The following is a 20760-nucleotide window of genomic DNA, read 5'->3' on the forward strand; positions in this document are numbered from 1 at the left end:
TTAGCTAATCGTTACCTGCGATGACCTGGCACACAGCTCTGCCAGTCCGACCCCCGTGACCGGGGAAACCACGCCCTCCTCCGTGACGATCGCCGTAACCAGCTCCGGCGGTGTGATGTCGAATGCGGGGTTGTACGCGGGGGTTCCGACCGGTGCCACGAGCACCCCGCCGACCTCCCCGCCTGCCACCCCCACCCGCGGCGATGTGAGCTCCGTCACTTCCCTCCCGGGCCGCTGCTCCACGGTGATCGATGCCCCGTCCGCGGTGTCCGGATCCACGGTCGTGGTCGGCGCCACCACGATGAACGGTACGTGGTGGTACTTCGCGAGCACCGCCAGCGGATAGCTCCCCACCTTGTTCGCCACCGATCCGTCCGCGGCAATGCGGTCCGCCCCGACGAGTACGGCGTCCACCTCGCCCGCGGCGAACAGCGAACCTGCGGCACTATCCGTGAGCAAGGTGTACGGCATGCCATTGCGCGCGGCCTCGTACGCGGTCAGCCGGGCTCCCTGCAGCAGTGGACGGGTCTCGTCCACCCACAGCCGGCGCAGCCTCCCCTCCCGGTGTGCCCCGAGCGCCACAGCGAAGGCAGTGCCCTCACCACCCGAGACGAGCGCCCCTGTATTGCAGTGCGTCAGCAGTTGATGGCTGCCGCCGGACAGCAGTTCATCCAGAAGGGCAAGCCCGTAGCGCGCCATACGCCCACTGGCCTCGGTGTCCTCCCGGTGCAGCGCCCTGGCCTCGGACAGCGCCGCCTCGGCGGCCCGCCCCGGATCGGCCTCCTTCCCGACGGCAGCCTCGTACGCTTCGGCAGCCCGCCGCACCCCGTATCCGAGATTCACCGCGGTGGGCCGCGCCCGCTCCAGCAGTTCCGCGGCCTCGGCCACGTCGTCTCCCCGCACGGCTGCGAGAGCCACTCCGTAAGCCCCTGCGATGCCCAGCAGCGGCGCCCCGCGCACTGCCAGCGTCCGGATCGCCTGCACCAGCGCGGGCACGTCGGTGCACACGAGTTCGGCCTCCTCGGCAGGCAGCCGTGTCTGGTCGAGGAGTACCAGCGCGGGACCTTCCGGAAGCTCGCCCCAGCGAAGTACGGGAAGCGCGGGGGGCTCGATGCCCACCGGCGATTGCGCGTCCTGATCAGCCATCCGCACAGTCTGCCCGGTAAACCGCTCACAAATGAAGGTACGAAGGAGATGGAGCGCCAGGCCCGCGCCGGAGCAACGCGTGGCACGATGGCTGCCAACCTGCCGCCCCGATGAGCGGACAGGACCATGAAGGAGCGAGAATGAACGACACTCCGGGCTGGGCCTCGCCCGGATCTGCCCCCTCCGACGGCCAGAAGGCGGGCGTCCCCCGGCCTTCCGAGCCCGTCGACGGCAGCGGCAGCGGCCCGGCAGGGAACTGGTCGCCCACGCAACCGCCCGCAGGGAAGTGGTCCCCACCGAGCACTCCGGGAGCAGGTCCCGGCGGGCCGCACGGCGCCCCGGGCTGGGGCGGCGGGCCGCACGGCGCCGGCTGGGCCCGGCCGCCCGCTGCGGCCAAGCCCGGTGTCATCCCGCTCCGGCCGCTCGGCGTCGGCGAGATCCTCGACGGCGCTGTCTCCACGATGCGCGCCCACTGGCGCACGGTTCTCGGCATCACGCTCACCGTCTCCGTGATCGCCCAGATCGCGATCACCCTCGTGCAGCGCTATCTGCTGCCGGAACCCGCGGCGATCAACCCGGATGCCACCGGCTCGGAGGCGCTCAGGCAAAGTGCCGACTCGGCCCAGTCGGCACTGATCAACAACGTGCCGTCCCTGCTCATCACCATGATCGCCACGCTGATCACGACATCCGTACTGACCGTGGTGATCAGCCGCTCGGTGCTCGGCCGCCCGGTGACGCTCTCGGACGCCTGGGGCGAGGCCCGGCCCCGGCTTGCCCAGATGCTGGGTCTGACACTGCTGTTGGTCCTGATCAGTTCCGCCATCCTGACGGTCGGCCTGTTGCCGGGCATGCTGATCGGATCTGCCGTAGGCGCCGTACTCGTCGCCGTCGGCTTCCTGGCCACCTCCGTCGTCGTCATCTGGCTGATGGTCCGCTTCTGCCTCGCCCCGCCGGCACTGATGCTGGAGCAGCAATCGATCACTGCCTCCATGCGACGCTCCGCGAAGCTGGTCAGGGGCGCATGGTGGCGAACTTTCGGCATCCTGGCTCTCACCTGGCTGCTGACGCTCATCGTGTCCTTGGTCATCGCGATTCCATTCAGCATCATCGCGATCTCTGTGGACGGTGGCGGTATCAACTCCCTCCTCACCGACGGCTCCATGGACTTCGGCTGGCCGTTCCTGATCGTCTCCGGCATCGGCGCAGTGATCACCGCCACGATCACCTACCCGCTCTCCGCCGGTGTGATGGCCCTGCTCTACATCGATCAGCGCATCCGTCGGGAAGCACTCGACCTCGACCTCGCCCGGGCAGCGGGCCTGCCCGGCTACGACACCAGGAGCTGATGCCGTGTCGGGGGCGGGGGGCACAACAGCAGCACAGCTACTGATCCGAGCGAGCGGCGACATACCCGTGGACACCCCACGTGTCCCGGCCCGGGAGGCTGCGAAGCACGAGCTGTCCAAGCCGATGTACCACGAGAACGACCCCAACTTCCTCCAGCGCGGTCTCGATCGGCTCTGGGACTGGATTGGCGATCTCCTGAACACGGCCTCCGGCACCGCACCGGGCGGACCCGTCGGTCTTGTCGTGCTTGTGCTTGTCGTCATCGGCCTCGTCGCCGCGCTCTGGTGGCGGCTGGGTGCCCCGCACCGCACCGTGCGCTCCGCTGACGCTCTCTTCGACGACAGCCCCCGCGGTGCGGCCGACCACAGGACGGCCGCCGAGACCCACGCGGCCGCCCACCGCTGGAACGAGGCCGTCCAGGAGCGCATGCGCGCCATCGTCCGCTCTCTGGAAGAGCGCGCCCTGCTCGCACCCCGCCCTGGGCGCACCGCAGACGAGGCCGCCGCCGAAGCGGGCCGACCGCTACCCGCCCACGCCACGCGACTCCACGCCGCCGCCAGAGAATTCGACGATGTCACATACGGCGGCCGCACCGCGGACCAGCAGGCGTACCTCGCCGTACGAGCTCTGGAGCTCGATCTCCAGACCGCCAAACCCCTCCTGACAACCGCGGCCCAGGGAGCAGCCGAATGACCGAGGTCACCGCCGCCCCCACCACCTCGGTATCCCTCACCCCACACCAGATCTGGACCCGAACCCGAGGTCTGCTGCTCGCCCTCCTGGTACTCGCCGCAGCCGGAATCACACTGGCAACCGTGCGCTCCGGTGACCAGCACGGCCGCCTCGACCCCCGCTCGGCCGACCGCTACGGAAGCCGGGCCGTCGCCGAACTCCTCAAAGAGCGTGGCGTCTCCGTGCATGTGGTCACCACGCTCGACGAGGCCACGGCCCAGGCCGGCCCCGAGACCACGCTGCTCGTCACCTCCCCCGATCTGCTGACACCGCACCAGCAGAACAAACTCCACGCCGCGACAGCCGACTCGGCCGGCCGCACCGTCCTTCTCGCAGCAGGCCCTGACTCCGTGGGCACCCTGGTCCCCGGTGTCCGCGCAGAGTCCACCGGACCGGTGGCCACCCGCGCCCCTCAGTGCTCCCTGTCCGCCGCCCGCAACGCCGGTACCGCCGAAACGGGAGGCTTCCATTACTCCTCCAACGGCCCCGGCTCCGTCGCCTGCTTCCCGAGCGATGGCCTCCCCACCTTGCTCCTGGTCGAACGGGGGACGACCGATACCGTCCTCCTCGGTTCCCCCGACCTCCTCTACAACGACCGGCTCGGCAACCAGGGCAATGCCTCCCTGGCCCTCCAACTCCTCGGCTCCCGCCCACATCTGGTCTGGTACCTCCCCTCGCTCGCTGACACTTCCGCTGCCGCAGAGAACGGCGGAGACGGCGGCGCCCACAACGACCGCAGCTTCGCCGACCTGATTCCCCGAGGCTGGCTTTGGGGCACCCTGCAACTCGCACTTGCCGCTGTGCTCGCCGCCATTTGGCGCGCCCGCCGTCTGGGCCCTCTGGTGACCGAACGGCTGCCTGTGGCCATCCGCGCCTCCGAATCCGCCGAAGGGCGAGCCCGCCTCTACCGCCGGGCCAACGCCCGCGACCGGGTCGCCGACGCACTGCGCTCTGCCACCCGCACCCGTATCGCCCCGCTCATCGGCGTCGCCCCGCGCGATGCCCACTCCCCTATGACGCTCATCCCTGCCGTTTCCGCCCGCCTCAACACCACCGGCACCGATCTCCAAGCCCTGCTCTTCGGACCCGCCCCGTCCGACGATGCCGCTCTTGTACATCTGGCAGATCAACTCGACACCCTCGAAAGAGAGGTACGCACGTCATGAGCGCACCGCCCCCAGTGCCCGCCGGGGCCACCGAGACCCTCGGAAACGGCGACACAGCCCGCGCATCCCTTGAAGCGCTGCGCTCCGAGATCGCCAAGGCCGTGGTCGGCCAGGACCCCGCAGTCACGGGACTCGTCGTCGCCCTGCTCTGCCGAGGCCACGTCCTCCTCGAAGGTGTTCCCGGCGTGGCCAAGACCCTCTTGGTCCGAGCTCTCGCCGCCTCACTCGAACTCGACACCAAGCGGGTCCAGTTCACCCCCGACCTGATGCCGAGCGATGTCACCGGTTCGCTGGTCTACGACGCCCGCACAGCAGAGTTCTCCTTTCAGCCAGGACCCGTATTCACCAACCTGCTGATCGCCGACGAGATCAACCGCACCCCTCCCAAGACGCAGTCCTCCCTCCTGGAAGCGATGGAAGAGCGCCAGGTCACCGTCGATGGAACCCCTCGGCTCCTGCCCGACCCCTTCCTCGTGGCCGCTACGCAGAATCCCGTCGAATACGAAGGCACCTACCCGCTCCCCGAGGCCCAGCTGGACCGTTTTCTCCTCAAACTGACCGTGCCCCTGCCGTCCCGCGACGAGGAGATCAACGTCCTCACCCGTCATTCCGAAGGCTTCAATCCGCGCGACCTCATGTCAGCGGGCATACGCCCCGTTGCCGGCCCGGCCGATCTGGAAGCAGCCCGCAACGCAGTTTCACGGACCAAGGTCTCCCCTGAGATCGCCGGCTATGTCGTCGATATCTGTCGTGCCACGCGTGAGTCCCCCTCCCTCTCTCTCGGTGTCTCTCCCCGAGGCGCTACCGCCCTGCTGTCGACCTCCCGTGCCTGGGCCTGGCTCACCGGCCGCGACTACGTCATTCCGGATGACGTGAAAGCCTTGGCTCTCCCCACGCTTCGCCATCGCATCCAACTACGGCCCGAGGCCGAGATGGAGGGAGTCTCCTCCGACTCCGTCATCACGGCGATCCTCGCCCACGTCCCCGTACCCCGATGAGGCAGTGACCGTGGCCCTGACCGGACGTACCGCCTTGCTGGCCGCCCTGGGATCACTCCCTGTAGGCATCCTTGCCCCAAGCTGGACAGGCATGCTCGCGGTCAACGCACCGCTCTCTCTAGCAATTCTGTGCGACTATGCCCTGGCTGCACCAGCGCGAACGCTTCAGTTCACCCGATCCGGTGATACGACCGTTCGCCTTGGAGAGTCCGCCGAAGTGCAACTCACCGTAACCAATCCTTCCCGCCGACGCCTACGGGCACACCTCCGTGACGCCTGGCCGCCCAGCAGCTGGCCCACCGGCACGGGGCAGTCCTCAGCCCGTCACACACTGACGATCCCGGCGGGGGAACGCCGTCGGCTCACCACCCGGCTGCGACCCACGCGGCGCGGAGACCGCCGAGCCGAAGGTGTCACCGTCCGCTCGTTCGGACCTCTGGGGCTCGCGGCCCGTCAAGGGAATCACCAAGTCCCGTGGACGGTACGTGTCCTGCCACCGTTCACCAGCCGCAAGCACCTGCCGTCCCGTCTTGCCAGACTCCGGGAGCTCGACGGCCGCAGCAGCGTCCTCACGCGCGGGAACGGCACGGAGTTCGACAGCCTGCGTGAGTACGTTCCTGGCGACGACACGCGTTCCATCGACTGGCGGGCCACAGCACGTCACTCCGCCGTCGCGGTGCGAACATGGCGACCTGAGCGTGACCGCCACATCCTCATCGCCCTGGACACCGGCCGTACTTCGGCGGGTCGTGTCGGTGATGTGCCCCGTCTCGATGCCGCCCTGGACGCGGCTCTGCTCCTCACCGCGCTGGCCTCTCGTGCAGGTGACCGTGTGGATCTGCTCGCCTACGACCGTCGAATCCGGGCCCAGGTGCAGGGCAGGTCCGCGGGAGAAGTCCTATCGGCCATGGTGAACGCGCTGGCATCGGTCGAACCAGCACTCGTGGAAACGGATACCCGAGGGCTCAGCGCTGCTGTGCTTGCCTCCGCACCTCGTCGCTCTCTGATCGTGCTGCTCACCGGTCTGGACGCGGCCCCCGTGGAAGAGGGCCTAATGCCTGTTCTCCGCCAGCTGACTCAGCGCCATACGGTGCTGGTAGCGTCAGTGACCGACCCCCACATCGAACAGATGGTGGGAGCCAGGGGCACAGTGGACGCGGTCTACGAGTCGGCAGCCGGCACACAGGCCCGAGCGAGGCGACTGCGCACTGCAGAGCAGCTTCAGCGTCGCGGCGCCATCGTGGTCGATGCCGCCCCTGACACCCTCGCCCCGGCTCTGGCCGACGCCTACCTGACTCTCAAGAGCACGGGTCGCCTCTGACCCGACCCATTCCCGCCCACCAAAGGCCCGTTGGGGAAGGGGCACTTTCCCAACGGGTTCCGAACGCAGAAAAGCCCCGTGCCACAAGGGCACGGGGCATTCCCGTAAAAGGAGTTCGGCGGCGTCCTACTCTCCCACAGGGTCCCCCCTGCAGTACCATCGGCGCTGAAAGGCTTAGCTTCCGGGTTCGGAATGTAACCGGGCGTTTCCCTAACGCAATGACCACCGAAACACTATGAAATTAACCAACACCGGAACAACACGGCCGTTCGTTATTTCAGAACAAACACAGTGGACGCGAGCAACTGAGGACAAGCCCTCGGCCTATTAGTACCAGTCAGCTCCACCCGTTACCGGGCTTCCACATCTGGCCTATCAACCCAGTCGTCTACTGGGAGCCTTAACCAATCAAGTTGGTGGGAATACTCATCTCGAAGCAGGCTTCCCGCTTAGATGCTTTCAGCGGTTATCCTTTCCGAACGTAGCCAACCAGCCATGCCCTTGGCAGAACAACTGGCACACCAGAGGTTCGTCCGTCCCGGTCCTCTCGTACTAGGGACAGCCCTTCTCAATATTCCTACGCGCACAGCGGATAGGGACCGAACTGTCTCACGACGTTCTAAACCCAGCTCGCGTACCGCTTTAATGGGCGAACAGCCCAACCCTTGGGACCGACTCCAGCCCCAGGATGCGACGAGCCGACATCGAGGTGCCAAACCATCCCGTCGATATGGACTCTTGGGGAAGATCAGCCTGTTATCCCCGGGGTACCTTTTATCCGTTGAGCGACAGCGCTTCCACAAGCCACTGCCGGATCACTAGTCCCGACTTTCGTCCCTGCTCGACCCGTCGGTCTCACAGTCAAGCTCCCTTGTGCACTTACACTCAACACCTGATTGCCAACCAGGCTGAGGGAACCTTTGGGCGCCTCCGTTACTCTTTAGGAGGCAACCGCCCCAGTTAAACTACCCATCAGACACTGTCCCTGATCCGGATCACGGACCCAGGTTAGACATCCAGCACGACCAGAGTGGTATTTCAACGACGACTCCACAACCACTGGCGTGGCCGCTTCAAAGTCTCCCACCTATCCTACACAAGCCGAACCGAACACCAATATCAAACTATAGTAAAGGTCCCGGGGTCTTTCCGTCCTGCTGCGCGAAACGAGCATCTTTACTCGTAGTGCAATTTCACCGGGCCTATGGTTGAGACAGTCGAGAAGTCGTTACGCCATTCGTGCAGGTCGGAACTTACCCGACAAGGAATTTCGCTACCTTAGGATGGTTATAGTTACCACCGCCGTTTACTGGCGCTTAAGTTCTCAGCTTCGCCGACCCGAAAGTCGGCTAACCGGTCCCCTTAACGTTCCAGCACCGGGCAGGCGTCAGTCCGTATACATCGCCTTACGGCTTCGCACGGACCTGTGTTTTTAGTAAACAGTCGCTTCTCGCTGGTCTCTGCGGCCACCCCCAGCTCGGAGAGCAAGTCTCCTCACCAGTGATGGCCCCCCTTCTCCCGAAGTTACGGGGGCATTTTGCCGAGTTCCTTAACCATAGTTCACCCGAACGCCTCGGTATTCTCTACCTGACTACCTGAGTCGGTTTAGGGTACGGGCCGCCATGAAACTCGCTAGAGGCTTTTCTCGACAGCATAGGATCATCCACTTCACCACAATCGGCTCGGCATCAGGTCTCAGCCTTAACGTGTGACGGATTTACCTACCACACGGCCTACACCCTTACCCCGGGACTACCACCGCCCGGGCTGGACTACCTTCCTGCGTCACCCCATCGCTTACCTAGTACAAGTCTGGTTCGTCGGCTCCACCACTACCCTCAACTCCGAAGAGATCGGGCCGGCTTCACGGACTTAGCATCGCCTGATTCAGCATTGGGCGTTTCAAAGCGGGTACCGGAATATCAACCGGTTGTCCATCGACTACGCCTGTCGGCCTCGCCTTAGGTCCCGACTTACCCTGGGCAGATCAGCTTGACCCAGGAACCCTTAGTCAATCGGCGCACACGTTTCTCACGTGTGTATCGCTACTCATGCCTGCATTCTCACTCGTGAACCGTCCACAACTCGCTTCCGCGGCTGCTTCACCCGGCACACGACGCTCCCCTACCCATCCCAGCAGGCGTTGGCCCTATACGCTGGAATGACACGACTTCGGCGGTACGCTTGAGCCCCGCTACATTGTCGGCGCGGAATCACTTGACCAGTGAGCTATTACGCACTCTTTCAAGGGTGGCTGCTTCTAAGCCAACCTCCTGGTTGTCTCTGCGACTCCACATCCTTTCCCACTTAGCGTACGCTTAGGGGCCTTAGTCGATGCTCTGGGCTGTTTCCCTCTCGACCATGGAGCTTATCCCCCACAGTCTCACTGCCGTGCTCTCACTTACCGGCATTCGGAGTTTGGCTAAGGTCAGTAACCCGGTAGGGCCCATCGCCTATCCAGTGCTCTACCTCCGGCAAGAAACACACGACGCTGCACCTAAATGCATTTCGGGGAGAACCAGCTATCACGGAGTTTGATTGGCCTTTCACCCCTAACCACAGGTCATCCCCCAGGTTTTCAACCCTGGTGGGTTCGGTCCTCCACGAAGTCTTACCTCCGCTTCAACCTGCCCATGGCTAGATCACTCCGCTTCGGGTCTTGAGCGTGCTACTAAAACGCCCTATTCGGACTCGCTTTCGCTACGGCTTCCCCACACGGGTTAACCTCGCAACACACCGCAAACTCGCAGGCTCATTCTTCAAAAGGCACGCAGTCACGACTGCATGTGCAAGCACATACAGCGACGCTCCCACGGCTTGTAGGCACACGGTTTCAGGTACTATTTCACTCCGCTCCCGCGGTACTTTTCACCATTCCCTCACGGTACTATCCGCTATCGGTCACCAGGGAATATTTAGGCTTAGCGGGTGGTCCCGCCAGATTCACACGGGATTTCTCGGGCCCCGTGCTACTTGGGAAATTCTCAAACGAGCCGTTGATGTTTCAGCTACGGGGGTCTTACCCTCTACGCCGGACCTTTCGCATGTCCTTCGCCTACATCAACGGTTTCTGACTCGTCGACCAATCGGCAGATTGATCAAGAGAACTCCCGCAACCCCGCATGCGCAACCCCTGCCGGGTATCACACGCATACGGTTTGGCCTCATCCAGTTTCGCTCGCCACTACTCCCGGAATCACGGTTGTTTTCTCTTCCTGAGGGTACTGAGATGTTTCACTTCCCCTCGTTCCCTCCACACTGCCTATGTGTTCAGCAGCGGGTGACAGCCCATGACGACTGCCGGGTTTCCCCATTCGGACACCCCCGGATCAAAGCTCGGTTGACAGCTCCCCGGGGCCTATCGTGGCCTCCCACGTCCTTCATCGGTTCCTGGTGCCAAGGCATCCACCGTGCGCCCTTAAAAACTTGGCCACAGATGCTCGCGTCCACTGTGCAGTTCTCAAACAACGACCAGCCACCCATCACCCCGCTCCGAAGAACAGGTTCACTGGGGCCGGCAACTGAAGGCGACCTCACGGCCGTACCCTCAGATACCCAACAACGTGCCCGACCCGACCGGTCATCCCCACGTTCCACGCCGAAGCAGTACTAGTGAACAACAACCTGTCGTGCCGAATAGTCAACGTTCCACCCATGAGCAACCACCGTCGAACATTTGCCGACGTAGTGGCCTCTGACCAGGCAAGCCCAGTAAGAAGTGCTCCTTAGAAAGGAGGTGATCCAGCCGCACCTTCCGGTACGGCTACCTTGTTACGACTTCGTCCCAATCGCCAGTCCCACCTTCGACAGCTCCCTCCCACAAGGGGTTGGGCCACCGGCTTCGGGTGTTACCGACTTTCGTGACGTGACGGGCGGTGTGTACAAGGCCCGGGAACGTATTCACCGCAGCAATGCTGATCTGCGATTACTAGCAACTCCGACTTCATGGGGTCGAGTTGCAGACCCCAATCCGAACTGAGACCGGCTTTTTGAGATTCGCTCCGCCTCGCGGCATCGCAGCTCATTGTACCGGCCATTGTAGCACGTGTGCAGCCCAAGACATAAGGGGCATGATGACTTGACGTCGTCCCCACCTTCCTCCGAGTTGACCCCGGCAGTCTCCTGTGAGTCCCCATCACCCCGAAGGGCATGCTGGCAACACAGAACAAGGGTTGCGCTCGTTGCGGGACTTAACCCAACATCTCACGACACGAGCTGACGACAGCCATGCACCACCTGTACACCGACCACAAGGGGGGCACCATCTCTGATGCTTTCCGGTGTATGTCAAGCCTTGGTAAGGTTCTTCGCGTTGCGTCGAATTAAGCCACATGCTCCGCTGCTTGTGCGGGCCCCCGTCAATTCCTTTGAGTTTTAGCCTTGCGGCCGTACTCCCCAGGCGGGGAACTTAATGCGTTAGCTGCGGCACCGACGACGTGGAATGTCGCCAACACCTAGTTCCCAACGTTTACGGCGTGGACTACCAGGGTATCTAATCCTGTTCGCTCCCCACGCTTTCGCTCCTCAGCGTCAGTAATGGCCCAGAGATCCGCCTTCGCCACCGGTGTTCCTCCTGATATCTGCGCATTTCACCGCTACACCAGGAATTCCGATCTCCCCTACCACACTCTAGCCTGCCCGTATCGACTGCAGACCCGGGGTTAAGCCCCGGGCTTTCACAACCGACGCAACAAGCCGCCTACGAGCTCTTTACGCCCAATAATTCCGGACAACGCTTGCGCCCTACGTATTACCGCGGCTGCTGGCACGTAGTTAGCCGGCGCTTCTTCTGCAGGTACCGTCACTTTCGCTTCTTCCCTGCTGAAAGAGGTTTACAACCCGAAGGCCGTCATCCCTCACGCGGCGTCGCTGCATCAGGCTTTCGCCCATTGTGCAATATTCCCCACTGCTGCCTCCCGTAGGAGTCTGGGCCGTGTCTCAGTCCCAGTGTGGCCGGTCGCCCTCTCAGGCCGGCTACCCGTCGTCGCCTTGGTAGGCCATCACCCCACCAACAAGCTGATAGGCCGCGGGCTCATCCTTCACCGCCGGAGCTTTCAACCCCGTCCCATGCGGGACAGAGTGTCATCCGGTATTAGACCCCGTTTCCAGGGCTTGTCCCAGAGTGAAGGGCAGATTGCCCACGTGTTACTCACCCGTTCGCCACTAATCCACCCCGAAGGGCTTCATCGTTCGACTTGCATGTGTTAAGCACGCCGCCAGCGTTCGTCCTGAGCCAGGATCAAACTCTCCGTGAATGTTTTCCCGTAATCGGGACAACACAACACGAGAGCGGAACGATCAGCCGGAATAAGACCGATCGTTCACAGCGTCCTCGCTGTGTAATTGCCTACCGGAACCGTGAGGCCCGGCAGGACTTTCAAAGGAACCACCAACCTGCCGAAGCAGGCCGGGGTATCAACATATCTGGCGTTGACTTTTGGCACGCTGTTGAGTTCTCAAGGAACGGACGCTTCCTTTGTACTCACCCGCAGAACATCCTCTGGGGCTTTCCTCCGGGCTTTCCCTTCGGTCTTGCGTTTCCGACTCTATCAGACTCTTTCGTGTCCGATTCCCGGTCGAAGCGGGTTCGCCTTCCAGTTCTTCGCTTTCGCGTTTCCCTTTCCGACGGTTCCAACCTTACCAGACTCTTTTTCGTTCCGTTTCCGGTTCGAATTTGAATTCTGGTGGCCTTTGGAATGGCCTTGCCCTTCGGCTGACTCGACTTTACCAGAACCATTCAGCAGAACCGATCGGCTGCATGACCCGGAAATAAGAGAATCAATGGCTCTGCGGAGATTCCATCTCCGTTGAGAGCGAGGAAGACGTTAGCTGTCGGGATCGAACCTGTCCAGTCCGACTCAACCGTTAAAATCTACCTCCCCAGGTCGACCATGTCAACGGTCTCCCGGGGCGAAGAGGAGACTAGCAGGTCAGCGCGGGTGTACGCACATCAGGCCGCGGCGGGGAGCTCGGCACTGCGTTCTGTCGGGTCGATGTCGCCCCGGTCGCCTGAGCGGGCTGCGCGGCCGCCCAGGACGTAGACGTACGCAAGGAAGGCCAGCTCGGCTGTGATGCCGATGGTGACGCGTCCCCATGTCGGGAGACCGGAAGGGGTGACGAAGCCTTCGATGACGCCCGAGACGAACAGGACCAGAGCGAGGCCGATGGCCATGCCGATCGCGGCTCGGCCCTGCTGCGCGAGGGCCGAGCGGCGGGGCTGCGGGCCCGGGTCGATGACTGTCCAGCCGAGGCGCAGGCCCGTACCCGCTGCGACAAAGACTGCGGTGAGTTCCAACAGACCGTGCGGGAGGATCAGTCCCAGAAAGGTGTCGAGGCGGCCGGCCGAGGACATCAGGCCGATGCCGACCCCGAGGTTGAGCACGTTGACGAAGAGGATCCAGATCACCGGGATACCCAGGAACGCTCCCAGGACCAGGCACATGGCTGCGGCCTGAGCGTTGTTCGTCCATACCTGGGCGGCGAATGACGCGGCCGGGTGGCTGGAGTAGTAGGTCTCGTACTCCCCGCCCGGGCTGGTCAGTCGGCGAAGGTCGTCCGGGGCTGCGATGGCCGACTGGACTTCCGGATGCGTACTTATCCACCAGCCGATGACTGCGGCCAGCAAAGTGGAGAGGACGGCCGTGGGTATCCACCAGTGCCTGGATCGGTAGACCGCGGCGGGGAAGCCGGTGGTCAAGAAGCGCGTGGCGTCGCGCCAGGAGGCTCGGCGGGTGCCTGTCACCGTGGACCGGGCGCGGGCGACGAGCTGGGTGAGGCGCGCGGTGAGTATCGGGTCCGGGGTGCTGGACTGGAGAAGGGAGAGATGGGTGGCCGTGCGCTGGTAGAGCTCGACGAGCTCGTCGGCTTCCGCGCCGGTGAGACGGCGCCCGCGGTGCAGGAGCTGGTCCAGGCGGTCCCACTCGGTGCGGTGGGTGGTCACGAAAACGTCGAGGTCCATGGGCGGCTGCTGCTCCAGGCATGGGTGCGTACGGGTTCGTACTACGGCGGCGCGTTGCGGGTCAGCTTGGCAGACTGAGGTCCCGTGGGGCAGGCAAGACCGGCGAAGGATGGGGCGGCGATGAATGAGCTCGTGACCGGGGACGCGGTCGTACTGGGGCTGCGGCCCGCGAAGTTGCCGAGCCGGGCGCTGGCGCTGGCCATCGACCTTGCCGTGGTGGGGGCGGCGTTCGTCCTGGTGTCGATCGGCTTGGCCATGGCGACGGTGACGCTGGACGAAGCGGCCCTCGCGGCGGTGTCCGTGGCGTCCTTTCTGTTGGTGCTCGTGGGCGGGCCGATCGCGGTGGAGACCCTCAGCCATGGGCGTTCGCTGGGGAAGCTGGCGTGCGGACTGCGCGTGGTACGGGACGACGGGGGGCCGATCCGTTTCCGGCATGCGCTGGTGCGCGGGGCCATGGGGGTCGTCGAAATTCTGATGACGCTCGGGGTTGTCGCCTGTATCGCTTCGCTGGTGTCGGCGCGGGGGCGACGGCTCGGGGACGTGTTCGCGGGAACGCTGGTCGTACGGGAGCGGGTGCCCGCTGGGCGGGCGGCTGCGGTGCCGCCTCCGCCGCCGTGGTTGGTCGGGCGGTTCGCGGGTCTGGATCTGTCGGCGGTGCCGGACGGTCTGTGGCTGGCGATACGGCAGTACCTGACGCGGATGCATCAGCTCGACACGCAGGTGGGCCGGTCGATGGCGGAGCGGCTGGCCGCGGAGCTGGCGACGCGGACCGGGGTTCCGGTGCCCGAGGGGGTGCCGGCCGGGGCGTATCTGGCGGCGGTGGTGAACGAGCGGCAGGCGCGGGATGCGCGGCGGGTGTTCGTCGCTGCTCGGGACGGTGATCCGCAGTTCGGTGCCGCGCAGGTGGGAAGCGGGGGGCTGGAGGGTCGGGCTGTCGTGCCCTCTCCGGTGAGGGCCGTGCCGTCCGCTGGAGGTACGGGGGCGGGCGCGCCCGTCGTCCCGGCGGCCGAGGAGGGCGGGGCGGCGGCGCCCGCTGCGACGGGGTTCGCGCCGCCTGCCTAGCGCGGTGACGGTGGGGTTTCCAGGTCTTCGAGCTCGATCCCGGGTGCCGAGAGGACCACGTCGCCGGCAATGTGGACGGTGTGCTGTTCGCCGGTGTCCAGGGCGCTGACCTGGTATTCGTCCACAGTCAGAGGGCCGTTGTCAGTGGCGTGCGCTTCACTGTTCACCAGAGCCCAGGACTGGTCGACGGTGCGGGGGGCGAGGACCGGGTCCGTGAAGGCGACCAGGCGGACGCGGGTCGCGGGGGAATCGGGGGTGAGGCGCAGAAGCCGTGAGGTCGCGATGAGGAATGCAGGGGAAGTGCCGGTGAAGGCGTGGGCGCGCACATTGCCTTCGGTGGCATGAGTACCGGTCGGGTCGGTACGGACCCAGGTGACGCCTTCGAGGGCGGCGCCGCGGACCTGCCAGCTCGCGGCGTGGAGTTCGAGGCGGATGGGGCGGCCCAGTTCGTCGAGGGTCAGATCGACGGAACCGAGGTGGTCGCCGGAAGAGGCGGTGATCTGGGAGACGTAGCGCCAGCCGGAGGGGCCGGGGGCGCACTGGAAGTGTTCTTCGCCGAGGAGGGTGTGATCGTGAAGATCGTGGAGCGAATATCGGCCGCGGGGCATGGGGTCCTTCGAGGTTCCTCGGGCTGAGCGGGTGCGGTACGAGCGCAGGCCCCCGACACGGGGGTGCGGGGGCCTGTGCTCGTAGCTGCTGCTGAGGTTGTTCCGTCTGTCAGCGGCCGGTGGTCGCTGACAGGCGGGAACAGGGGCCGATCAGTAGCGGTAGTGGTCGGGCTTGTACGGGCCTTCGACCTCGACGCCGATGTAGGCGGCCTGCTCGGGGCGGAGCGTCGTGAGCTTCACGCCGAGCGCGTCGAGGTGGAGGCGGGCGACCTTCTCGTCCAGGTGCTTGGGCAGCACGTAGACGTCGGTCGGGTACTCCTCGGGCTTGGTGTACAGCTCGATCTGGGCCAGGGTCTGGTCCGCAAAGGAGTTGGACATCACGAACGACGGGTGGCCGGTCGCGTTGCCCAGGTTCAGGAGGCGGCCCTCGGAGAGCAGGATGAGGACCTTGCCATCCGGGAACGTCCAGGTGTGGACCTGCGGCTTGACCTCGTCCTTGACGATGCCGTCGATCTTCGCCAGGCCGGCCATGTCGATCTCGTTGTCGAAGTGGCCGATGTTCCCGACGATGGCCTGGTGCTTCATCTTGGCCATGTCGGCGGCCATGATGATGTCCTTGTTACCCGTCGTGGTGACGAAGATGTCGGCCTTGTCGACGACCTCGTCGAGGGTGGTCACCTGGTAGCCGTCCATCGCCGCCTGCAGCGCGCAGATCGGGTCGATCTCGGTGATGATCACGCGGGCGCCCTGGCCGCGCAGCGACTCCGCGCAGCCCTTGCCGACGTCGCCGTAGCCGCAGACGACCGCTGTCTTGCCGCCGATGAGGGTGTCGGTGGCGCGGTTGATGCCGTCGATCAGGGAGTGGCGGCAGCCGTACTTGTTGTCGAACTTGGACTTGGTGACGGCGTCGTTGACGTTGATCGCCGGGAAGAGGAGGGTGCCGTCGCGGTGCATCTCGTACAGGCGGTGGACACCGGTGGTGGTCTCCTCGGTCACGCCGCGGATCTCGGAGGCGAGCTGGGTCCACTTCTGCGGGCTCTCACCGAGGGTGCGGTTGAGGAGCGTGAGGATGTGGGCGTACTCCTCGCTGTCCGCCGTCGACGGGTCCGGGGCCGCGCCGGCCTTCTCGAACTCGACGCCCTTGTGGACGAGGAGGGTGGCGTCACCGCCGTCGTCGAGGATCATGTTCGGGCCACCGGTGGGGGTGTTCGGCCAGGTCAGGGCCTGCTCGGTGCACCACCAGTACTCTTCGAGCGTCTCGCCCTTCCAGGCGAAGACCGGGACACCGGCGGGGGCATCCGGGGTGCCGTTCGGGCCCACGGCGATGGCCGCGGCGGCGTGGTCCTGGGTGGAGAAGATGTTGCAGGAGGCCCAGCGGACCTCGGCGCCGAGGGCGACCAGGGTCTCGATCAGCACGGCGGTCTGCACGGTCATGTGCAGCGAACCGGTGATGCGGGCACCGGCCAGCGGCTGCGCGGCGGCGTACTCCTTGCGGATCGACATCAGACCGGGCATCTCGTGCTCGGCGAGAGTGATCTCCTTGCGGCCGAAGGTCGCGAGGGAGAGGTCGGCGACCTTGAAGTCCTGTCGATTGGCGACCGTTGTCATAACGGGCTGCTCCTCGTGATGGGTGTCGAGGTGGGCACGGCTGGCTCTGCGGCGGCGGGCACACGAATGCCCGGACGCTCGCAGCGCAGTCCGTCGGAGGCCCTCTCTCCCTCGGCCGGTCCGCGTATAGGGACCGATCGACCGCCATCAGCAGCGACGACTGACACTGCCATCGAATCTACACCGACCGGCCCGGCCGCTCCCAGCCCGCCCGGGAAGGAAGGTGGCCGGGAAGGCCTGCCGGGTGGGGGCGGGAGGGGGTTGCTGGAGGGGGCGCAGACGCGAGGCGGTTGGGACGGGAGGTGTGCTTGGGGCCGTAGGGGTACGCGGGTGGGTCAGTGGTCGGAGGGTGTCGGGGAGTTCGGGGCTCCGCCCGGGGTCTTGCCGGGGTTCGTGCCGGCTGCGGCGGCCGCCTCGATGTAGATGTCCGGTTCCAGATAGATGACCCGGGCGATCGGGACGGCTGCGCGGATTCGGGTCTCGGCGGCGTTGATGGCGTTGGCCACTTCGGTGGCCGTGTCGTCGTGCTGTACCGCGATCTTGGCGGCGACCAGCAGCTCTTCCGGGCCGAGGTGGAGCGTGCGCATGTGGATGACACCGGTGACCGTGTCGCCGTCGACGAGCGCGGCCTTGATCTTCTCGACCTGGTCGGTACCGGCGGCCTCGCCGAGCAGGAGGGACTTCGTCTCAGCGGCGAGGACGATCGCGATGATGATCAGCAGGACGCCGATGCAGAGGGTGCCGATGCCGTCCCAGACGCCGTTGCCGGTCCCGAGGGCCAGGCCGACGCCCGCGAGGGCGAGCACCAGACCGATCAGCGCGCCGAAGTCCTCCAGGAGGACGACGGGGAGTTCGGGGGCCTTGGCACGGCGGATGAACTCCTTCCAGGAGAGTGATCCGCGGGTCTCGTTGGACTCCTTGATGGCCGTACGGAAGGAGAAGCCCTCGGCGATGATCGCGAAGATCAGCACGCCGACCGGCCAGTACCAGGCCTCGATCTCGTGCGGGTGCTTGATCTTCTCGTAGCCCTCGTACACCGCGAACATGCCACCGACCGAGAACAGCACGATGGAGACGAGGAAGGCGTAGATGTAGCGCTCGCGGCCGTAGCCGAAGGGGTGCTGGGGGGTGGCTTCGCGCTGGGCCTTCTTGCCGCCGAGCAGCAACAGGCCCTGGTTGCCCGAGTCGGCGACCGAGTGGACGCTCTCCGCGAGCATCGACGACGAGCCACTGAACAGGAACGCCACGAATTTGGCCACTGCGATCGCGAGGTTGGCGCCGAGTGCCGCCACGATCGCCTTGGTTCCGCCTGACGCACTCATGGGTGCCTGGTGTCCCTTCTTCGGTGCTGCGGCCCTGGCGCCGCGGTACGGCCGCACATTGTTGCAGCCGACTGGTGCGGACGGTGCGTCAGGCCATCACTGTGGCACGGAACAGGGTTCCTGTGCCGGACACTTCTACCCTCTCACCGGAGGGTACGAAGACCGAGGCGCCAGGTGCGAGGCCGAGCGTGCCGGCCTTCGGGGCGCCCGCGGTGCAGAGCAGGATCTGCGGGGTGTCCCTGGTCAGGTCGACGGGGTCGGCGCCGGGCGACAGGTCGAAGCGCGAGAGCCGGAATTCGTCCACGGGCGTCTCGTACAGTTCCTCGCCGGACGGGGAGGCCTCGGGGCGCAGGACGCCGGGGTCGGTCGCCTCGAAGCGGACGATGCGCAGGAGTTCGGGTACGTCGAGGTGTTTGGGCGTGAGTCCGCAACGCAGCACGTTGTCGGAGTTGGCCATGATCTCGACACCGAGGCCGTCGAGGTAGGCGTGCGGGACACCGGCGCCGAGGAAGAGGGCTTCGCCGGGCTGGAGTTCTACGTAGTTCAGCAGCATGGCCGCGATGACACCGGGGTCGCCGGGGAAGTGGTGGGCGATGCGGGCGTACGGGGCGTGGGTGCCGCCGAGGCGTTCGGCGGCCGCGGCTGCCTGGTTCACCGTTTCGGCCATCTCCGTCGGGTCGGCGGCGAGGATCGCGGTGAGGACCTCGCGCAGGGCCGCCTCCTCGGGGTGGGCGCCGAGGAGGTCGACGTACGGCTTGAGGGAATCGACGCCGAGTGCCGCCATCGTCTCGGCCGCCTCGGTGGGCCTGCGGAAGCCGCACAGCCCGGCGAAGGGGGTGAGCGCGCAGATCAGCTCGGGCTTGTGGTTGGCGTCCTTGTACGTGCGGTGGGGTGCGTCGATCGGGACGGACCGGCGCTCCTCGTCCTCGTACCCCTGCTTCGCCTGTGCGAGGTCGGGGTGGACCTGGAGGGAGAGCGGGGCACCGGCGGCGAGCAGTTTGAGGAGGAAGGGCAGGCGGGGGCCGAACTTTTCGACCGTGGCCCGGCCCAGTTCGCGCTCGGGGTCGGCGGCGATGACCTCGGTGAGGGGCCGCTCGGGGCCGGCCTCTCCGGCGCTGGTTGTACGGGTGAGGCGGGAGGGGGCTCCGGGGTGGGCGCCCATCCACATCTCCGCCTGGGGTTCGCCGGTGGGCGCGATGCCGAGCAGCTCGGGGATGGCGGTGGTGGAACCCCAGGCGTAAGGGCGCACGGTGTTGGAGAGCCGGTCCATGGGTTGTCCTTGTCAGGTGCGTGGATCGGGGGGTGGCGTACCGGTGGGCGCCTGTGTCAGGCGCGGGCTGCCGACGCCAGTGCCAGGTAGACGGCGGCGAAGTCGGTGACCGCGAGGAGTTCGGCGAGGGCTTCGAGTTCGGTGCCCTCCTCCGGTTCGAGTTCGCTGATCGCCGTGTTGTGGCCGAGGGCCAGTTCGCGGGCGGCGGGGCCGGCGCTCAGGCCGCCGGTGGGGCGGTCGCGGAGCAGTACGACGCGGGCGTGCAGGGGCTCCGCCTCGTCGACCCGGTCGCGGAAGAAGTCGTCGGGGTCGGCCCCGGCGGCGAATGTGCCCGCCAGCAGCGAGCCGTGGGCCGGCAGCGCCTCGGGGAGCTCGGCGGCGAGGGCCGGGCGGCCGGACAGCTCGGCCAGGACTGCCGCGAATCTCCGGCCGACCGGGGCCGCCACGTCGCCCTCCGTCCAGATGAGGGGCAGGCTGTCGGCGAGTTCGGCGGCGAGGGTCTTGGCCGGGTTGCTGTACGTGGCGATGGCCGGACCACAGCGTTCCGCGGTGCGGTCCAGGCGGTCGGCGACGCTCTGCAGCACCTCGGCGGGTGCGGTGACCAGTCCGACCCGGTCGAGCAGTGCGAGCAGCGGGGTGAACAGGGCCCAGAGCGTGCCGGGGCCCGCCGCCGACGTCTCGGCGTCGTACTCGCCGTGCGGCGCGGTGGCCATGGGTACGACGAGTCCGTGTACCCCGTTGGTCGCCTCGCGCAGCGGTGACCGGTGGGGGGCGACGGCGACGACGCTGCAGCCGCGGCGGTATGCCTGTTCGGCGAGGAGGGAGAGGCCCGGCTCGGAACCGTCGGCCGTGACGATCAGCAGCAGGTCGACGGAGCCGGCCCAGCCGGGCAGCGTCCAGCGCATCGCTCCCGCGGCCGGGGCGACCCCGGTGGGGCGGATGCGGGTGACGGGCGCGGAGGCGCCTGCCAGGGCGGTGATCAGGTCGGCGACACCGGACGCGGCGGTGCCGGAACCCGCGACGAGCACGGCGCGGGGGCGGCCTTCCGGGTTCAGTGCGGCGATCCCGGCCTCCGCCGCGTGCCGGGCGGCGGTGCGGACCCGGGCCCCGGCCTCGGCGGCGCCGCGGAGCAGTCCGCGGCGGTCGGCTCGGGCCAGGGATTCCGGGGCGTCGAGCAGCGACTCGTCGAGCATGGGGACGGTCCTCCGATCACGTGCTG

The 20760-nt window shown here is 66.2% G+C and carries 13 protein-coding genes and 3 rRNA genes; 6 read left to right on the forward strand and 10 right to left on the reverse strand.

The genetic code is table 11. The features are described from left to right. Positions 1-1146 (reverse strand): S-methyl-5-thioribose-1-phosphate isomerase, encoded by a 1146-nt coding sequence (mtnA, locus tag OG936_RS12695; RefSeq protein WP_406494650.1) that lies wholly within the window; start codon positions 1144-1146, stop codon positions 1-3. Between the two features lie 140 nt (positions 1147-1286). Between mtnA and OG936_RS12700 the strand changes: the two genes are divergently transcribed. From OG936_RS12700 to OG936_RS12720, 5 genes are read left to right on the forward strand one after another with little or no spacing between them, the layout of a single operon-like run. Then, positions 1287-2495: a hypothetical protein gene (locus OG936_RS12700; RefSeq protein WP_406494651.1), complete on the forward strand. Its 1209-nt coding sequence runs from the start codon at positions 1287-1289 to the stop codon at positions 2493-2495. 4 nt (positions 2496-2499) lie between these two features. Beyond that, positions 2500-3189: a DUF4129 domain-containing protein gene (locus OG936_RS12705; RefSeq protein ID WP_406494653.1), complete on the forward strand. Its 690-nt coding sequence runs from the start codon at positions 2500-2502 to the stop codon at positions 3187-3189. Next, positions 3186-4394, forward strand: coding sequence for a DUF4350 domain-containing protein (locus tag OG936_RS12710; protein ID WP_406494654.1), 1209 nt, complete (start codon positions 3186-3188; stop codon positions 4392-4394). The genes OG936_RS12705 and OG936_RS12710 overlap by 4 nt, the downstream gene beginning before the upstream one ends. Then, the gene (locus tag OG936_RS12715; RefSeq protein ID WP_406494655.1) at positions 4391-5392 is read left to right on the forward strand and encodes an AAA family ATPase; all 1002 of its coding nucleotides are present in this window, start codon (positions 4391-4393) and stop codon (positions 5390-5392) included. Before OG936_RS12710 ends, OG936_RS12715 begins: the two co-directional genes overlap by 4 nt. Positions 5393-5402: 10 nt before the next feature. Beyond that, a complete protein-coding gene (locus OG936_RS12720; protein ID WP_406500418.1) occupies positions 5403-6713 on the forward strand; it encodes a DUF58 domain-containing protein in 1311 nt (436 codons plus the stop codon). A 113-nt stretch (positions 6714-6826) separates the two neighbouring features. Here OG936_RS12720 and rrf read toward each other — a convergent pair. From rrf to OG936_RS12740, 4 genes are all read right to left on the reverse strand, one after another. Further along, positions 6827-6943, reverse strand: a 5S ribosomal RNA gene (gene rrf / locus OG936_RS12725). A gap of 77 nt (positions 6944-7020) precedes the next feature. Next, a 23S ribosomal RNA gene (locus tag OG936_RS12730) occupies positions 7021-10145 on the reverse strand. A 297-nt stretch (positions 10146-10442) separates the two neighbouring features. Further along, positions 10443-11968, reverse strand: a 16S ribosomal RNA gene (locus OG936_RS12735). Together the 16S, 23S and 5S rRNA genes form the textbook arrangement of a ribosomal RNA operon. 695 nt (positions 11969-12663) lie before the next feature. Beyond that, positions 12664-13671: a stage II sporulation protein M gene (locus tag OG936_RS12740; RefSeq protein ID WP_406494657.1), complete on the reverse strand. Its 1008-nt coding sequence runs from the start codon at positions 13669-13671 to the stop codon at positions 12664-12666. Positions 13672-13791: 120 nt separating this feature from the next. Here OG936_RS12740 and OG936_RS12745 point away from each other — a divergent pair, with 120 nt between their 5' ends. Continuing rightward, positions 13792-14733, forward strand: a complete 942-nt coding sequence (locus OG936_RS12745) for an RDD family protein (RefSeq protein ID WP_406494659.1) — start codon at positions 13792-13794, stop codon at positions 14731-14733. On the opposite strand, the gene OG936_RS12750 is transcribed toward OG936_RS12745, so the two are convergent. The 5 genes from OG936_RS12750 to OG936_RS12770 form a co-directional block, all read right to left on the reverse strand. Further along, positions 14730-15341 (reverse strand): hypothetical protein, encoded by a 612-nt coding sequence (locus OG936_RS12750; protein WP_383757495.1) that lies wholly within the window; start codon positions 15339-15341, stop codon positions 14730-14732. The genes OG936_RS12745 and OG936_RS12750 overlap by 4 nt on opposite strands. A 150-nt stretch (positions 15342-15491) precedes the next feature. Beyond that, complete coding sequence (gene ahcY / locus OG936_RS12755) at positions 15492-16949, reverse strand: adenosylhomocysteinase (protein ID WP_383757497.1); 1458 nt, start codon at positions 16947-16949, stop codon at positions 15492-15494. 335 nt (positions 16950-17284) lie between these two features. Continuing rightward, positions 17285-18271, reverse strand: coding sequence for a cation diffusion facilitator family transporter (locus tag OG936_RS12760; RefSeq protein ID WP_406494661.1), 987 nt, complete (start codon positions 18269-18271; stop codon positions 17285-17287). An 88-nt stretch (positions 18272-18359) separates the two neighbouring features. After that, positions 18360-19541 (reverse strand): mannose-6-phosphate isomerase, class I, encoded by a 1182-nt coding sequence (gene manA / locus OG936_RS12765; RefSeq protein ID WP_406494663.1) that lies wholly within the window; start codon positions 19539-19541, stop codon positions 18360-18362. A 56-nt stretch (positions 19542-19597) separates the two neighbouring features. Beyond that, on the reverse strand, positions 19598-20734 hold the full coding sequence (locus OG936_RS12770; protein WP_406494665.1) for an SIS domain-containing protein: 1137 nt from the start codon (positions 20732-20734) through the stop codon (positions 19598-19600). Positions 20735-20760: the final 26 nt, after the last annotated feature.

Origin of the sequence: Streptomyces sp. NBC_00846 (genome assembly GCF_045207325.1) — a bacterium.
GTDB lineage: Bacteria > Actinomycetota > Actinomycetes > Streptomycetales > Streptomycetaceae > Streptomyces.

Bases quoted from the DNA above. Each gene is read 5' to 3' on its own strand.
- mtnA (WP_406494650.1), bottom strand. From the start codon at position 1,146: ATGGCTGATCAGGACGCGCAATCGCCGGTGGGCATCGAGCCCCCCGCG.
- OG936_RS12700 (WP_406494651.1), top strand. From the start codon at position 1,287: ATGAACGACACTCCGGGCTGGGCCTCGCCCGGATCTGCCCCCTCCGAC.
- OG936_RS12710 (WP_406494654.1), top strand. From the start codon at position 3,186: ATGACCGAGGTCACCGCCGCCCCCACCACCTCGGTATCCCTCACCCCA.
- OG936_RS12715 (WP_406494655.1), top strand. From the start codon at position 4,391: ATGAGCGCACCGCCCCCAGTGCCCGCCGGGGCCACCGAGACCCTCGGA.
- OG936_RS12740 (WP_406494657.1), bottom strand. From the start codon at position 13,671: ATGGACCTCGACGTTTTCGTGACCACCCACCGCACCGAGTGGGACCGC.
- OG936_RS12745 (WP_406494659.1), top strand. From the start codon at position 13,792: ATGAATGAGCTCGTGACCGGGGACGCGGTCGTACTGGGGCTGCGGCCC.
- OG936_RS12750 (WP_383757495.1), bottom strand. From the start codon at position 15,341: ATGCCCCGCGGCCGATATTCGCTCCACGATCTTCACGATCACACCCTC.
- ahcY (WP_383757497.1), bottom strand. From the start codon at position 16,949: ATGACAACGGTCGCCAATCGACAGGACTTCAAGGTCGCCGACCTCTCC.
- OG936_RS12760 (WP_406494661.1), bottom strand. From the start codon at position 18,271: ATGAGTGCGTCAGGCGGAACCAAGGCGATCGTGGCGGCACTCGGCGCC.
- manA (WP_406494663.1), bottom strand. From the start codon at position 19,541: ATGGACCGGCTCTCCAACACCGTGCGCCCTTACGCCTGGGGTTCCACC.
- OG936_RS12770 (WP_406494665.1), bottom strand. From the start codon at position 20,734: ATGCTCGACGAGTCGCTGCTCGACGCCCCGGAATCCCTGGCCCGAGCC.